14 protein-coding genes are annotated in these 14,691 nt (G+C 57.4%); 10 read left to right on the top strand and 4 right to left on the bottom strand.

Features of this window, described 5'->3' with window-relative positions:
- Positions 1-53: 53 nt before the first annotated feature.
- Complete coding sequence (locus HUV30_RS00335; RefSeq protein ID WP_174403416.1) at positions 54-395, bottom strand: hypothetical protein; 342 nt, start codon at positions 393-395, stop codon at positions 54-56.
- Between the two features lie 121 nt (positions 396-516).
- The gene (locus HUV30_RS00330; protein ID WP_174403415.1) at positions 517-2,199 is read right to left on the bottom strand and encodes a hydantoinase/oxoprolinase N-terminal domain-containing protein; all 1,683 of its coding nucleotides are present in this window, start codon (positions 2,197-2,199) and stop codon (positions 517-519) included.
- Positions 2,200-2,785: 586 nt separating this feature from the next.
- Here HUV30_RS00330 and HUV30_RS00325 point away from each other — a divergent pair.
- From HUV30_RS00325 to rd, 10 genes are all read left to right on the top strand, one after another.
- The gene (locus HUV30_RS00325; protein WP_174403414.1) at positions 2,786-4,063 is read left to right on the top strand and encodes a double-cubane-cluster-containing anaerobic reductase; all 1,278 of its coding nucleotides are present in this window, start codon (positions 2,786-2,788) and stop codon (positions 4,061-4,063) included.
- 3 nt (positions 4,064-4,066) lie between these two features.
- On the top strand, positions 4,067-4,852 hold the full coding sequence (locus HUV30_RS00320; protein ID WP_174403413.1) for an acyl-CoA dehydratase activase: 786 nt from the start codon (positions 4,067-4,069) through the stop codon (positions 4,850-4,852).
- A 173-nt stretch (positions 4,853-5,025) separates the two neighbouring features.
- Complete coding sequence (locus HUV30_RS00315; protein ID WP_174403412.1) at positions 5,026-6,738, top strand: methyl-accepting chemotaxis protein; 1,713 nt, start codon at positions 5,026-5,028, stop codon at positions 6,736-6,738.
- Positions 6,739-7,010: 272 nt separating this feature from the next.
- Positions 7,011-7,856 carry a THxN family PEP-CTERM protein gene (locus HUV30_RS00310; protein WP_174403411.1) on the top strand — a complete coding sequence of 282 codons (846 nt, stop codon included), beginning with the start codon at positions 7,011-7,013 and terminating at the stop codon, positions 7,854-7,856.
- Between the two features lie 251 nt (positions 7,857-8,107).
- The gene (gene ruvX / locus HUV30_RS00305) at positions 8,108-8,548 is read left to right on the top strand and encodes a Holliday junction resolvase RuvX (protein WP_174403410.1); all 441 of its coding nucleotides are present in this window, start codon (positions 8,108-8,110) and stop codon (positions 8,546-8,548) included.
- Complete coding sequence (gene mltG / locus HUV30_RS00300) at positions 8,545-9,579, top strand: endolytic transglycosylase MltG (protein ID WP_174403409.1); 1,035 nt, start codon at positions 8,545-8,547, stop codon at positions 9,577-9,579. The genes ruvX and mltG overlap by 4 nt, the downstream gene beginning before the upstream one ends.
- Positions 9,580-9,848: 269 nt before the next feature.
- Positions 9,849-11,861 carry a methyl-accepting chemotaxis protein gene (locus HUV30_RS00295; RefSeq protein ID WP_174403408.1) on the top strand — a complete coding sequence of 671 codons (2,013 nt, stop codon included), beginning with the start codon at positions 9,849-9,851 and terminating at the stop codon, positions 11,859-11,861.
- A 153-nt stretch (positions 11,862-12,014) separates the two neighbouring features.
- Positions 12,015-12,359 (top strand): PilZ domain-containing protein, encoded by a 345-nt coding sequence (locus tag HUV30_RS00290; RefSeq protein WP_174403407.1) that lies wholly within the window; start codon positions 12,015-12,017, stop codon positions 12,357-12,359.
- Positions 12,360-12,524: 165 nt separating this feature from the next.
- Positions 12,525-12,905 (top strand): desulfoferrodoxin, encoded by a 381-nt coding sequence (locus HUV30_RS00285; RefSeq protein ID WP_174403406.1) that lies wholly within the window; start codon positions 12,525-12,527, stop codon positions 12,903-12,905.
- Between the two features lie 27 nt (positions 12,906-12,932).
- Positions 12,933-13,091, top strand: coding sequence for a rubredoxin (gene rd / locus HUV30_RS00280; protein ID WP_174403405.1), 159 nt, complete (start codon positions 12,933-12,935; stop codon positions 13,089-13,091).
- Between the two features lie 96 nt (positions 13,092-13,187).
- On the opposite strand, the gene HUV30_RS00275 is transcribed toward rd, so the two are convergent.
- Positions 13,188-13,838 (bottom strand): NAD(P)-dependent oxidoreductase, encoded by a 651-nt coding sequence (locus tag HUV30_RS00275; RefSeq protein ID WP_174403404.1) that lies wholly within the window; start codon positions 13,836-13,838, stop codon positions 13,188-13,190.
- Between the two features lie 254 nt (positions 13,839-14,092).
- A complete protein-coding gene (locus HUV30_RS00270) occupies positions 14,093-14,560 on the bottom strand; it encodes a nuclear transport factor 2 family protein (RefSeq protein ID WP_174403403.1) in 468 nt (155 codons plus the stop codon).
- Positions 14,561-14,691 lie beyond the last annotated feature (131 nt).

Raw genomic sequence — 14,691 nt, 5'->3', positions numbered from 1 at the left:
AAAAAAAGCCCCCCGGCCAATGCCGGGGGGCTCCTGTTTTTCTGAAGAAGAGGCTACTTGCCCGTCGTGAGCAGCGGGTCAGTTTCGGATGTTTCGGCAAAGAAGAATTCCTTGTCGTACGGGCCGAAATGCTTGTGATCGCCCAGCAGGGTGAAAAATTCGATGCGGCTGTACCGCTTGAGGCGCTCTTCGGTAACGCCCATTTCCTGATAATATTCGCTTTTGTGCATCGGATCGCGGGTGACAGTCAGGTCGTATACGGCAAGGTCGGTTTCACCCCACGCGTGCACGGTCCACACTCCGTCCACGTGTACCCATGCGTGTACTATGCTGCAGTCTTCGCATTCGCTGCCAACCTCTATGCATGCCTCAAATGATTTGGGCCGAAATTCCATGCGCTTCTCCTCCGGACTGCGTCCGTTTCTGCGTTAACGTATCGAAATGCGTCAGAAATGTCTGTTATAGCAAACCTACGTGCAGTTCAAGCGCAAGGGGGGTGCTTTGCCCGGTTGCGGATCATGCGTTGTTTCCTTTGTCCCGAAGCAGCGGACGGGCCATGAGCGCCGCTCCCAGAGCGTTGCCCACCTCATGCCGCTCGGGGAAGGTGATGGTGGTGCGCAGCCGTCTGGCCACGCCGGGCAAGAGCAGGCGCGCAGCTGCGCCGATGCCTATCATAGGCACATTCAGAGATACGTCTACGGTAATGAGTGATTGTCTGTCCCTGTTGGCAAGAAAGGCCGCAAGGCCGCCGCCCACTTCGCGGCGGGTTACATGGCGCAGAACGGTTTCTTCGATAATGCGTTCTGCATCGGCCAGAACGCTTTGCGCAAAGGCGTGCGCATCCTGTTTTCGGGGAGCACCGAGCAGTGCGGCCGCCGCTGTTGCGGCCTCTGCATCGCCAAGGTGCAGCAGGTTCAGCACGTGCAGGGCGTCTGTGGGGGTGAAGCCGGTTTCCGTTACCTTCTGCTTTCTCGCCAGTTTGACAAGCCGTTGCTCAACGGTGATTTCCGCCAGCTTCAGGCTGCGCATGAGCTGTTCGGGCGTGGCCGGGCCATGCTCCGCAAGGTGTCGCAGAATGTCGTCAGAGGCTATGTCGTCCTGCGTCAGCGCGGGGGCGGGCAGAATGCAGCGGGCGTTCAGGTCGTGGCCGAGCCATTTTTCCGGCGCGGGCAGGTTGCGCGCCATGCACAGGGGCAGCACGCGCGACGGGCCGAGGGTGAAGGTGCCATCCTTGGCGGGGCGGACAAAACTGTCGCCACCCACGCCCACCGTGAACATCTCCACGGCTTCCACGTGGGTTTCCCATTTGCCTATGGTCATACCTGCGGCATCGATGACGGGTTTGCCGGAGCGTATGAGCGTTATGTCGGTGGTGGTGCCGCCCACGTCCAGAATAAGGGCATCCTGTATGTCGGCTCCCTGCATCTGTGACTGGTGCGAGCCGAACAGGGCGGTTGCAGCGGGGCCGCTGGCAACGGTGGAAGCCGCCTGCCGGAGCGCCTCGGCCATGGGCATGGCGCGGGCATCGCCGCGTACCACATAGACGGTGCCGGTGATGTTCAGGCTCTTCAGCGCCCGTTCTATGCCGTCCAGAAAATCACTCATGACCGGCAAGAGCTGGGCGTTCAGACAGGCCGTGGTGGCACGTTCCTTCATGCCTGCCCGCATGCTTGCCTCGTGGGAGCAGAATACCGGCACTTTGCCCGCAATCTGAATAGCCTTGGCCGTGACCAGCTCATGCGCGGGGTTCATGAAGGCCATGGAGCCGCATACGGCCCATGCGTCGACCTGTCCGTGCAGTTCCTGCAGCGCATCCAGCACAAAATTGACGCCAAGCGGTTCGACCTCTTCCCCCTTGATGGTGTGGCCGCCGGGAATGAAGCGGGCTGCAACGGCGGGAACTTCCAGCCGCTGATTGAAACCGATGATGAACAGGCCCACTTCCGCCCCTTTGCCTTCCACAAGGGCGTTGGTCGCCAGGGTTGTGGAAACACTGGTCACACTCACGGCCTGCGGGGGTACCTGCGATTCGGTCATGACAGCGCCAAGAACGGCGCAAATGCCTTCGCTGAGATTGTAATGGGTGGTGGGCCGCTTGGCGGACGCGACAACCTGTCCGGTGGCCGCATCCATGATCACGGCGTCGGTATAGGTGCCTCCGGCGTCCACGCCGATTATGTACTGCTGCTGTTCACTCATGGGTATCGTTCTTCCGGTTGCATTCTTCGGGCGTATTGTCGGGGAGCAGTTGTCCGGCTGGGGGAGTGCTCCTGCGCCTTTTGCCGGGCGCTTTACGGGCTGAGATGTACCTGCCCGCCGTGGCTTTGGCAACCGGCAACCGGTAACCTGCAACAAGGGGCGCTGTCTGTTTATCTGCCGGATGTATTTACGGCAGCCCCATGCCGGGGGACAACGATTGACCTGCACAGGCCGGAGTGGGACGAACCCTGCATCATTTATTGATGAATGTAATTTAATTCATCTATCTCTATCGCCATTATCGATTGGATGCAGCGGATATGCGTTGGTACAAGGTGCAATACCCTTTCCCCGTGCCGGTATCCGGGCTGACAAGCCTGACAAACCTGACAGGCCTGACTGGCCTACTGGCGGGGAGCCGCCGATACTCGCCCACCCGTTCGTTGCCGGACGGCGGTCGCCGGAATTCTGCGGCGGGCTGGCTGGTCCGATGTGTTGCAACGGGCCGGAGCCGATGTTTTTCCGTGCTTCGGCCGATCCTGTTCTCGATGGCATGACACTGCCAATGCAATGAAGGAGTATTGCGATGAGTAACGCTGCGTACAAGGAAATGTGGGAAAAGCTGGATCTTGATATCGATGCCCACGACGGCCTGCTTGCCGTGCTGGGCAAATTTTACGGCGATATTTACATGTCCCAGCAGGGTCGCCTGAAAGGGATGGAGTATCTCGATTTCGTGCTGAGTGAAGTGCACGGGCTGCGCGTGAAGGAATTGCAGGACGCCAAGGCCGAGGGGCGCAAGATCATCGGCACCTTCTGCGTGTTTGTGCCGGAAGAGCTGACCCTTGCCGCCAACGCCGTGCACGTGGGCCTGTGTGCCGGTGCGGACGCAGGAACAGAGCAGGCAGAAAAGCTGGTACCCCGCAACACCTGCGCACTTATCAAATCCTTTATCGGTTTCAAGCTGGCACGCCTGTGTCCGTATACCGAATCCTGTGACATGGTCGTGGGCGAAACCACCTGCGACGGCAAGAAAAAGGCATATGAAGCCTTTGCCGAGCATGTGAACATGCACGTTATGGAACTGCCCCAGACCAAGAGTGCCAGCGCCCGCGAACTGTTCCGTTCCGAAGTGCTGCGCTTCAAGAGCGAGCTGGAAAGCCTGACCGGTGTGACCATAACCCCCGATAAGCTTGCCAAGGGCATCAAAATCGTCAACGACAAGCGTCGCGCATTGCAGCGTCTTTCCGCTCTGCGGGCGGCCAACCCCGCGCCCATTTCCGGACGCGATGCCCTGCTTATCAATCAGGTTTCGTTCTATGACGATCCGGTGCGCTTTACCCAGTCTGTGAACGCGCTGTGCGACGAGATGGAAGCCCGCATCGAACGCGGCGAGGGTGTGGTGCCGGAAAAGACGGCCCGTCTGCTGCTTTCCGGCTGTCCCATGGCCGTGCCGAACTGGAAGCTGCCTTATGTGATGGAAAGCTCCGGCGCGGTGATCGTGGGCGAGGAATCGTGCATCGGCACCCGCAACACCCGCGATCTGGTTGATGAGTCTGCCGATTCGCTGGACGCCATGATCGACGCCATTGTGGACCGCTATATGCGCATAGACTGTGCCTGCTTTACCCCCAATACCGAGCGCCTCGACAATGTGGTGAGCATGGCCAAGGAACTGAAGGCCGACGGCGTGGTGCATTATTCCCTCATGTTCTGCCAGCCCTATGCACACGAGGCCCTCAAGGTGGACAGCGCCCTGCGTGAAGCCGGTATTCCCATGCTTTCCATTGAAACCGACTACAGCATGGAAGACGTGGAACAGCTGAAGACCCGTATTGAAGCCTTTGTGGAAATGGTGAAATAGACCGTGCGCATTGCCGGGATAGATATCGGCTCGCGGTCCATGGAACTTGTGGTTCGCGAGCCGGATTCAGCCTCAGGCTGGACCACGACGGTGCAGCGCCGTCTGCCCACAACCTTTGACCCCGTGCGCCAGTGCCGTCTTCTGCTGGAAGACTGTATGCCGGACAGAATAGTGGCTACGGGGTACGGGCGCGCGCTGGTGCAGGATATGGATCTGGGCGTGCCTGTTGAGACCGTTACTGAAATCCGGGCGCATGCGCTCGGGGCCTGCCATCATTTCCCGCAGGCGCGCACGGTGCTGGACATAGGCGGGCAGGACACCAAGGCCATTGCCCTGCTGCCGGGAGGCAAGGTCGGCCGTTTTGAAATGAACGACCGCTGCGCCGCCGGAACCGGCAAGTTCCTTGAATACACGGCCACCGTATTCCAGATGGATGTGGCCTCGTTCGGTGCATACGCCATGCTCGGCACCGAGGCACCCGTCATCAACTCCATGTGCACGGTGTTTGCGGAAACCGAGGCCACGTCGCTCATGGCGCAGGGGGTGAAGCCGGAGAATATTGCCCTAGGCCTGCACCAGTCCATTGTCAGGCGCACGGTGAACATGCTTCGGCGGGTGGGGCTGGAGTTCCCCCTGGTCTTTGCGGGCGGGGTGGCGAACAACCCCTGCATCCGTGATCTGCTGGCCAGAGAACTGGGGGCGGATAGCGGTTCCCTGCTCATTCCGGACGAGCCGGATATGGGCGGAGCACTGGGCGCTGCCCTGTGGGGGGCAACGAGCCTCGGCTGATCCCGTTTCGTGCCTGTGCCATATTGGATAACTCATGCGGCAGACTGCGTTTTTGTAGTCTGCCGCTTTGTTGTTTGTCGTTACCTACAAAATTGTATCTTGTTGTCATCATAGTTATTTTACGCCAAGAGTGTAGCCTTGTCCGACACTGGAACAGAATGAGGTGATATTCCATGAAACGAGAAGAGTACCATGGCGCCAGCGTCATGTGCAAAGGTTTGGCGATAGCTCTGTTTATGGGATTGGGGCTGCCCCGTTCCGTTCAGGCTGCCGTGGGGGGCGTGGAAACTGCAACTCTGACAACAGGGGTGGTGGCCGTTGTTTGCTGCGTGTTGGCGCTGGCTGGCTGGCTGAAATACGTGGGGGCTTCGCGCAGAGAGGCGCGTCTGCTGGCCTGCATTGACCGTATGGCCGAGGGGCGTATTGCGGCCGGAAGTGCAAGCGTGATTGGCGCGGACGATGTGTCCGGATTGAAAAAAGAACAGATTCTATTGGTGGAACGGCTGGTTTCAGCTGTGTCCGCCCTGCGAGAAGAGGGGGGGCGGTCTGCGCGTGAGGCGGGCGAGCTGCGTGCACTGTCGGAAAAATACCGCAAGGGCATTGCAGAGACGCGTGAACTTGCCGAGCTTGCCCGCTGCAAGGGGCTGCTCAATTCATCCGAAACTCTGGACGGTTCCATCTCCGGCATCCGTGCCGCACGCGCCGAACTGCAAAAGGCAGCCCGCAGTGCCAATGAAGGCTCCGCCCGACAGCAGGAAATGGCAGGCGAGGCAACCGTTGCCATGGAGCAGATGAATGCGGCCGTGCAGCAGGTGGCGGAAGCTTCCGAGGCGGCTGCCTCGCACAGCGACACCACGCGGGCGAGGGCGCAGGAGGGAGCCGTGTCGGTGGAGCAGACCGTACAGGCCATCACCGACGTGCATGCGCAGACGCAGGCGCTGGAAAGCGTTGTGAACGGTCTTGGTGCCAAGGCGGATGCGGTTGACGAGGTCATGGAGATTATTTCCAGCATTGCGGACCAGACCAACCTTCTGGCACTGAATGCCGCCATCGAGGCTGCGCGGGCGGGGGATGCCGGACGCGGCTTTGCCGTTGTGGCCGACGAGGTGCGCAAGCTTGCGGAAAAGACCATGCAGGCCACCGGCGAAGTGGGCAGCCAGATTGCGGCCATAAAGCAGGGCGTTGCGCAGACGCGTGAAGGCATGCACCAGACTGCCGGACTTGTGGATTCCGCCACAGGCAAGGCTTCACTTTCCGGCGAGCTGCTGCGTACAATCGTTTCCCTTGCCGAAGACAGCGCAGGGCAGATTCAGTCCATAGCTGCGGCCGCAAGCCAGCAGGCAGCAAGCACGGAGCACATCAGCTCCATCATCGGGCGGGTGGATGAAATATCCGGCACCACAAGCAGGCATATGCAGGAATCGCTGACTTCGCTTGCCACGCTTTCCGGCGAGGTGGACAATCTTGCAAACCTGAACAGCGTGTTCAGGCTCATCGGCGGCGGCAAGGTGCATGAGCTGATCAATTCGCTGGTGGCATCACCCGATATTCTTTCCGGCAAGCCCGAGCGGCAGGAGCAGGCCATGCGCTCCGTCATCGGCAGGTACCGCTTCGTGGAACTGCTCTACATGACCGATGCGAAAGGCGTGCAGCCCACTGCCAACATTCCCCGGCCCGGAAGCGAGAGCAGGGACGATGCTTCGGCACGCGGCAGAGACTGGTCGTCGCGACCGTGGTTCAGCGGCCCCATGGAGACGGGCAGCCTGTACGTTTCCAGCGTGTATGTATCTGACGCCACAGGCGCGCCGTGCATCACGGTTTCCAGCCCGTTCAGGAACGCACAGGGCGATATCCTGGGCGTAGTTGCCGCGGATATTTCTATTTAGTGGTGAGTATGCCCGGAGGATAGCCTCTGCCGGACACACCGTAGATTGATATGGATTTGTGGAGGGCTGAAATCGGTACCCCAAGCGCACGGCATTGTGCGTGCGCTTTTTTTATGCTGTGACGTAATGTGTCGGGAAAATATCCATATTGAGTGAGTTGGTTCGGATAAACTGTCATTTTTTGAGTTTGCATGCCGGAGGTGCAATGGAGGTAACATACCAATGTTGTTTTCATAGTCATGCTTGGTATGGTGAATGCTACGTGGAGGTAGGTGGAAGAATACAATATAGAATGGAAGGTCGTCATGATGAAACATACTCTTCGTCTTACCTTAAGCGTACTGCTGGTCGCACTCCTCGCGATTCCTGCTTCGGCGGCTGTCGTGAACACGTGGAGTTACACGTATGATGCAGGTTTTGTTGAGCTGAACATTCCGAGTGGCGATTTCGGGCTTGCCACGTACGGGGCAAACTCCATAACGATTGAAGATGGTACCGCAGTGGACTCCTATACGCAGGCCTGGTGGGGGTCCAGTAATCCTTATCAGTTGGCCACTCCCCGAAGCGGTATTGTTCTCGGTTCTCCTGTAAGCGGCCAGATTGATACCAATTCAGCTGCCGGAGCGGCTGCTATGACAATGACCCATTACAATCGTCCCATATATGGCAGCTCTCTGACGTCCGGTACCGTGCTTGCGGCCCTTGAGCTCACTGCTCTTGACCCGGTCAACGCGCTTACCAAAGTGCTTGCAACCACGCTGAGCTTTAATTTTTATGAAACATCGAATACCGGCAATCTTCAGTCGGACGTATTCATATTGCAGAATCCTGAAGTGGGCTCCGGGATATTTGAATACGATGGGGAAACCTATACTCTTGATTTCACCGGCAGCTTTCAGCGTATCTCGGATGCCTATGTCTCGCTGCTGAATCTGAATCCTGATGTCGAGTATTACGGGTGGACAACCAGTGAGTCAGCTGTAACCGCCATTAATACCAGCTTCACCATTACCCATGTGCCTACCCCCACGCCTGAGCCTGCCACATTTGTTCTGCTGGCGCTCGGATTGGGCATGATTGGTCTGCATACGTACAGAAGGCAAAGAAACGCAGCCTGATGGTTTGGTTAACAGGAATAATGAGAACGGACTCTGGTGACAGAGTCCGTTTTCTTTTTGAGCTTAAGAAAGAGGATGATTCTGCGGTTAAGGTGCGGCTGGAACTAACATGTATGAGTGGTTGGACTATGCATCTGCATTCTGCACAAGGTGCTTGATCGGGCAAGAGTCTCAGGCTACAACACCGCGGTAAGAAGGCCCTTTCACGGGGGGCTTCTACCATTCTCCCTGCCGAGGAAACAACCGCCGAGATGAAGTGTATCGCCATTGACTACGGGACCAAGCGAACCGGCCTTGCCGCAACGGACACGGGCGGCCGCATGGCTTTTCCCCGTCGTACGCTGGTCATGACGACCAAGGACCGCTTTTTTGCGGAACTTCTCGCCTTCATTGAGGAGGAGAGCCCTGCTGCCATTGTGGTGGGGTTGCCAACTTTGCTGGACGGCACGGAAACACTGATCACCCGTCAGGTGCGTAATTTCGTGGAGCGTCTGAAGCGTCGGTGCGATTTGCCGGTCTACTACATGACCGAAGTACTGAGCTCGCACGAGGCCGAGGGAGACCTGCGCGAAGCAGGGCTGAACGAGCGCGAGATAAAGAAGGTTGTGGACCAGCAGGCAGCCGTGCGCATTCTTGAAACCTTTCTCAACCAGCCTGAGCACCAGCGCTGCATGGCAGATGGCAACGCATGAAAAAAGCGCTGACTGTCAGCATGGGCACCATTGCGGCCCTTATTCTGTTTGCCAGCCTGTTTGCGTGGCAGCAGGCCAGATCTTTTCTGGATACGGCTCCCGAGGAAGTGGGACAGGAAGTGCACATCCGCATCCGTCCCGGCATGAGCTTTGACAAAGTGGCGGCTGCGCTGCACGAGAAGCATGTCATCACCAGCGTGAGTAAGTTCCGGTTGCTGGCGCGTTACCGCAAGCTTACCGGTTCTATTCAGGCGGGTGAGTTCATCGTCAATACAGGCTGGACGCCGGATCAGGTGCTGGACATGCTCGTGAAGGGCATGCCTGTGCAGTATCGTCTGCAATTTCCTGAAGGCCTTGCGTGGTGGGATGTGGCCAAAGCCGTGGAGGCACAGGAATTTGCCCGTGCCGGTGACTTCCGGCAGGTCATTCATGATCCGGCCTTTCTGAAGGAAAACAATATCCCCTTCGATAATGCGGAAGGCTTTTTATTTCCTGAAACCTATCTCATGGACAAGCCGGAGATCATGACCCCCCGCACCGCGTGGGACACCGCCTCCCGACTTGTGAAAACCTTCTGGGCCAAGACATCTCCCCTGTGGCCCGCCGGTCCGCCCCCTGCCGAGGAGCTGCGGCGTATTCTCACCATTGCCAGCCTGGTGGAAAAAGAGACCTCTGTGCCTGAAGAACGGGCACTGGTGGCGGGTGTGTATGTGAACCGCATTCGGCGCAATATGCTGCTGCAGGCAGACCCCACCATCATCTATGGCATAGGTCCCGCCTTCAACGGCAACATCACGCGTGCCGATCTGCGTAACGCGACCAATCCCTACAATACCTATTCTCATCCCGGGCTGCCGCCCACACCCATATGTTCGCCGGGACTGGAATCCATCCGCGCGGCACTATCTCCCCAGCAACATGCATATCTGTATTTTGTGGCCAGGGGCGACGGCAGCCATCAGTTCAGCAAGACACTGCAGGAACATAATGCGGCTGTGGCCAAATACCAGTTGAGGCGTGGCCGCAGATAGTCGTTGCGGGAGTTTCTCTGCTGCAGTGAACCTTGCAGAAACTGCAGAAGTTCTGTTTTAAAACTGATGCCTGCCTTGACGTGACTTGTGGAGTATTCTACAGGTCTGGTAATGTGTTGTACTGTATTGCGATAGAGTGAGTTGGTGGGTGTTGCGATACAGTGCTCTCAGATGGGGTTGCTGTCCTTTCCTGTCAGGGGGTGGTCTTGTTGTCCGGTGCCGGATGGCGGGGCCCTATCGCTGCGCAGTCACTGCGTACGGGAGGCTCTATGCAGTTTTTGCTTCGTTCTTTGGGAATGAAGGTTCTCTTCCTTGTCACTGTGGCTTCAGTTCTTTCCTTCTCCGGCCTGTTTCTCGCGAATTCCTATAATCAGAAGGAAACGGCCTTTTATCTCATCCACGACGCGGCGGCATCTATTTCAGACATGCTGCTGAGCGCCATCGAAGATCCCATGTCCGTGGGTGACGATGCAGGCACCCGAGCCAAGTTTGCCCATATCCGGGAGGAATACGAGCATATCGACGTGTTTCTGACCGACTTCAACGGCGTGGTGAGCTACGGCACGCGGGAATCCAGCGAGCGCAAGGAGCTTGTCCGCGAGGTCAAGAGCCCGGTGCTTGCGGCCATGGTGCAGGAGGCGCTGGACAAGCCCGTGAAGCGGTTTGAGACCCTCACCCTTGAAGACAAACCGTATTTTGCCGCCACCTACACCATCGAGAATGCGGAAAGCTGCCACCACTGCCACGGGGCAAGCCGCAAGATTCTCGGTTCCATGGTCATGCTCAAGGACATCTCCGGTGAAATGGGCATGCTGCACAAGGCGCAGTATGTGGGGGCCGGTCTTTCCTTTGCGGGTATGGCGGGCCTTATTGCGGTTCTGCTGCTCTTCATGAAGTTCGGCATCGTGAACCGTATCCGCTGCATTACCGGCATCAGCCACGAGATCGAGAAGGGAAATTACTCCATCAATTTCAACGATTCCGGTACCGACGAACTGGGCAGACTGTGCGGCAACCTTGCCAAGATGGTGGCGACCATCCGCGATCAGCTGCAATATAACCAGTCGGTGCTGAACGGTATTATCGTCCCCCTTGTGGTGGTGAACAAGGAGCAGGGCATAGAGTATGCGAACTCTCCCATCAAGGCCATTCTCGGCTCAAACGGTTCCACAAGCAAAGATCATCGTCTGGACAAACTGCTGCAGGGCGGCGGCCATGACGAGGATATTGCCGGCAAGGTGCTGGCAACCGGGCGCAGTACCAGCGGCCGCATGCATTATCGCCGCAGCGACGGTGTGCACTTCCCCCTTCAGTACGAGTTTTCTCCTCTCAAGGATGCCAGTGGCGCGGTAACCGGAGCCATTGGCGTCATGATCGACCTGACGCAGGAAGAGCAGGACAAGGCCCGCATAGAAGCGAACCGCAAGAGCCTGCTGGCCGTTGCGGAGGAGGTGACTGCCATTTCCATGAACCTTGCGTCTGCGGCCCAGCAGCTCTCCGCCCAGATGAGTGAGGTGACCGGCAAGTTCGAGGAAACGGCAGGGCAGACCAGTCAGGTGGCCACCGCTATGGAAGAGATGAATGTCTCTGTGCTGGAGGTAAGCCAGAGCGCCACCACCACGGCCCAGCTTGCGGAAAAGGCCAATGACGAAGCCACGCAGGGCGGCCGGGAAATGGATTCCACCGTGCAGGAAACGCAGAATATGTCCACCCGCGCAGCAGAGCTTGCGGGCAGTCTGGATGAGCTTGCCACGAGCGCGCAGAATATCGGCAACGTCATCGGCGTTATCAACGATATTGCGGACCAGACCAACCTGCTGGCGCTGAACGCCGCCATTGAGGCCGCGCGGGCCGGAGAGGCCGGTCGCGGGTTCGCCGTGGTGGCGGACGAGGTGCGCAAGCTCGCGGAAAAGACCATGACCGCAACGCGCGAGGTTGAGCAGGCCATCGTGCATATTCAGGAAAGCACCCGCAATGCAGTTGCGGGCATGCATGAAACCCAGCAGCGCAGCGTGCGCACTGCGGAAAAGGCCGGAGATACCGGCGAGATATTCACCAAAATCATGCAGCGTTCCGAGCAGATGGCGGATATGGTGCGCTCCATTGCCACCGCTTCCGAGCAGCAGTCCGCCACGAGCGAAGAGATCAACAGAAGCATCAACTCCATAAACCATCTGTCGCAGACCATTGCAGGGCGCATACAGGAGGCTAACGAGGCCATTCGCGAGGTGGCGGGCATGGCGCACAAGCTGAGTGCCATGGTGGAACGCTTCAAGGAATAATCATGGAGAGGGCCCTTTGCGGGGCGTATTTTTGGAAAGTATCATGGCGTTGGAACAACGGGGATACGGACCTGCGGCGCTGACGACGCATGCGTCCGGGGGCTGTATTTTTCACGGCAGGATTTGTTGCGCATAACCGAGAGCGGGGGAAATATGAGCGCATCACACGTTGATCGCAGAAAACATTCGCGGCTGGAACTCAAAGCTTACGGCTTCAGACATGTGTGCCGGGTGCAGCACGGGGGCAGAAATCTGGAAGTGCATCTTATCGACATAAGCCCCGGCGGAGCCAGGATACGCTTTCTCAATGGTGCGGACACGCGTCCGGCCATACAGGCTGCAGTGTACTTTGATACCATGCTGAACATGAACGGGGTGAAGCTGAACGGGCTTGGCAGCTCGGTACGCTGGGTAAGCGGGGATGAATGCGGCCTCATGTTCGAGCGCGAGCTTGAACTCGCCGCCTCGGACCTGCAGTTGCTGCTCAATCCTGCTTAGAAGGCATCGCTGCCTGAGGACTGCTTGCGATATCAGACTCGAAAAAATTTCACTTTGGGATTGAACTGACCGCGCTAAGGATGTATGATGCCTGTGTTAGGAATTGTTACTGACAAAATATATTACTGTATTCAATCAAACATTAACGATAGCTAGGAGTCATTCATGCCTAATTTCCTTGAAGTCTACAAGTGCAAGCACTGTGGTAACATGGTTGAAGTTCTGGTCGGCGGCGGTGCCGAACTTGTATGCTGTGGCGAAGAAATGCAGCTTCAGGCCGAAGGCACTGTTGACGCAGCCAAGGAAAAGCACGTACCTGTCATCGAGAAGACCCCCAACGGCTTCAAGGTGAAGGTGGGCGCTGTTGCTCATCCCATGGAAGAGAAGCACTGGATTCAGTGGATCGAGCTGGTTGCCGACGGCGTAAGCTACACCAAGTTCCTGAAGCCCGGCGAAGCTCCGGAAGCAGAATTCTGCATCTCCGCAACCAAGGTCACTGCCCGCGAATACTGCAACCTGCACGGCCACTGGAAGGCTGAGCTGTAAGACCAAGAGAAATACGAGGACTATCCAATGCAGAAGTACGTTTGCACCATCTGTGGCTATGAATACGATCCCGCCGAAGGCGATCCCGATAACGGCGTAGCAGCCGGTACCAAGTTCGATGATATTCCCTCTGACTGGGTGTGCCCCGTGTGCGGCGCTCCCAAGAGCGAATTCGAACCTGCCTAGGCAGTGATTTGAATTGAAGACGAAAGCCCCCGCAAAGCGGGGGCTTTTTTTTGTGTCTTTCTATCCGGGTGCATCCATTCTCAAGGCAAGCTATGTTTAGGTGCCCACAGTAAACCGCTGCCGGTGGTGTCTGGGCGTTTCTATCTCGTCCAGCATGGCAACCGCATAGTCTGCAGTGCTCATGTAACTGCGCCCGGTTGAAAGCTCTATGATCAGATTGTCTTTTCCGGTTCTATAGCTCCCGGTACGTGGTCCTTCTTCCAGAAAGTTCGGCGGCGAGATGAACACCCAGTCAAAGGCGTCTTCGGATTGAAGCAGGTCTTTGATGACAGCTGTGGAGCGTGCGCCACCTTCATATTCCGGCGGGAAGAAGTAGCTGTTCATCAACGGCACTCCGGGTGCCACTTCGGCAGTTCCTGCGCCGCCCACTGCCACCAATCTCGGGACTCCCGATTGCTTGATGGCTTTGATGATGCTCCCGGTACCTTGCGCCTGGCGGGCTATGCGCGTTTCCATGGAATCCGAACGTGGAGGGGCAAATGCGTGTATGACCACATCATAGCCGGCTATTGCCTGCGCAAGAGCTGCGGTGTCGTGTACGTCAACCTTCTCTACTGCTACGGAGCCGGTCGCGGGGATATTCTTCGCGTTGCGCGTAAGGGCCAGCACTTGGTGCCCCCGCGAGACGGCCTCTCGCAATATGGGGGCGCCCACAAAACCTGTCGCACCGATAATCGCTATTTTCATGAGAACCTGCCTTGTGGTTTCAAATCCGTTTTCCAAGCGTTACTTCGCCTGGGTTTTCCCGCCCCCCTCTCAGGGGTAACACCACTTGAAGTGGCATATTGCTGCCTCCCCCCTTTCTCTCGGAGAGGGGAGGACGTCTTTCTGATATACGTCCTGTTCGGGCTCCGAAGGCAGCAATATGTCGATGGATGTGCGGGAAGTTGCGGGATGCATTCCTCGTTCAGGTCAGAGGCTGCCCCAGCTTCCCCATGGTGTTAGAACATGGTGTTGGTATTTTCCGCAGTTTGCGGCACCGGCTGAATGACATCCCAATGCTCGACGATCATGCCGTTTTGTACGCGGAAGATGTCGACAACGGCCTCGCCGGTATCCTTGGCCTTGTTAACCGAATGGATGTGCAGCCACACTATGTCGCCATCGACCGCACTGCGCACGATGCGCACCTTCGATTCGGGGTTTTCGTTGAAGAAGCTCCGGAAGTATGAAACGAACGGCTCTTTTCCGTCCGGTACAGTGGGGTTGTGCTGAATGTAGTTGTCGGCCACCACTTTCGCGGCTTCATCTACTTGATGCTTGTTGAAGAACGTGTCGTAAAATTTCAGAACCAGTACCCGGTTTGCTTCTTCCGTCTTGATGTCGCGAACAGGTTGAGCGTTGGCGGTTCCGGCCAGAGCCAGCAGCATGGCAGCGCCTGCCAGAATGGTTTGCTTCAGAGATATCATGATATCGCTCCTTGTTATGTGTTGTTTGTGCGCCGCCAGCCGTGCCGTTTGGCGTGTGGGGAGGGCGGCTCAATTAAGATGGTATTTATTTCAGACTTGGTCTATTAAGTAGACCGAAGTTGTTTTTTAGC

Origin of the sequence: Desulfovibrio subterraneus, from assembly GCF_013340285.1 — a bacterium.
Taxonomy (GTDB): Bacteria; Desulfobacterota; Desulfovibrionia; order Desulfovibrionales; family Desulfovibrionaceae; genus Halodesulfovibrio; species Halodesulfovibrio subterraneus.
Note: the sequence above shows the minus strand (reverse complement) of the source record. Positions and strands in the feature narration are given on the sequence as shown.

Bases quoted from the DNA above. Each gene is read 5' to 3' on its own strand.
- HUV30_RS00335 (WP_174403416.1), bottom strand. From the start codon at position 395: ATGGAATTTCGGCCCAAATCATTTGAGGCATGCATAGAGGTTGGCAGC.
- HUV30_RS00330 (WP_174403415.1), bottom strand. From the start codon at position 2,199: ATGAGTGAACAGCAGCAGTACATAATCGGCGTGGACGCCGGAGGCACC.
- HUV30_RS00325 (WP_174403414.1), top strand. From the start codon at position 2,786: ATGAGTAACGCTGCGTACAAGGAAATGTGGGAAAAGCTGGATCTTGAT.
- HUV30_RS00315 (WP_174403412.1), top strand. From the start codon at position 5,026: ATGAAACGAGAAGAGTACCATGGCGCCAGCGTCATGTGCAAAGGTTTG.
- ruvX (WP_174403410.1), top strand. From the start codon at position 8,108: ATGAAGTGTATCGCCATTGACTACGGGACCAAGCGAACCGGCCTTGCC.
- mltG (WP_174403409.1), top strand. From the start codon at position 8,545: ATGAAAAAAGCGCTGACTGTCAGCATGGGCACCATTGCGGCCCTTATT.
- HUV30_RS00295 (WP_174403408.1), top strand. From the start codon at position 9,849: ATGCAGTTTTTGCTTCGTTCTTTGGGAATGAAGGTTCTCTTCCTTGTC.
- HUV30_RS00290 (WP_174403407.1), top strand. From the start codon at position 12,015: ATGAGCGCATCACACGTTGATCGCAGAAAACATTCGCGGCTGGAACTC.
- HUV30_RS00285 (WP_174403406.1), top strand. From the start codon at position 12,525: ATGCCTAATTTCCTTGAAGTCTACAAGTGCAAGCACTGTGGTAACATG.
- rd (WP_174403405.1), top strand. From the start codon at position 12,933: ATGCAGAAGTACGTTTGCACCATCTGTGGCTATGAATACGATCCCGCC.
- HUV30_RS00275 (WP_174403404.1), bottom strand. From the start codon at position 13,838: ATGAAAATAGCGATTATCGGTGCGACAGGTTTTGTGGGCGCCCCCATA.
- HUV30_RS00270 (WP_174403403.1), bottom strand. From the start codon at position 14,560: ATGATATCTCTGAAGCAAACCATTCTGGCAGGCGCTGCCATGCTGCTG.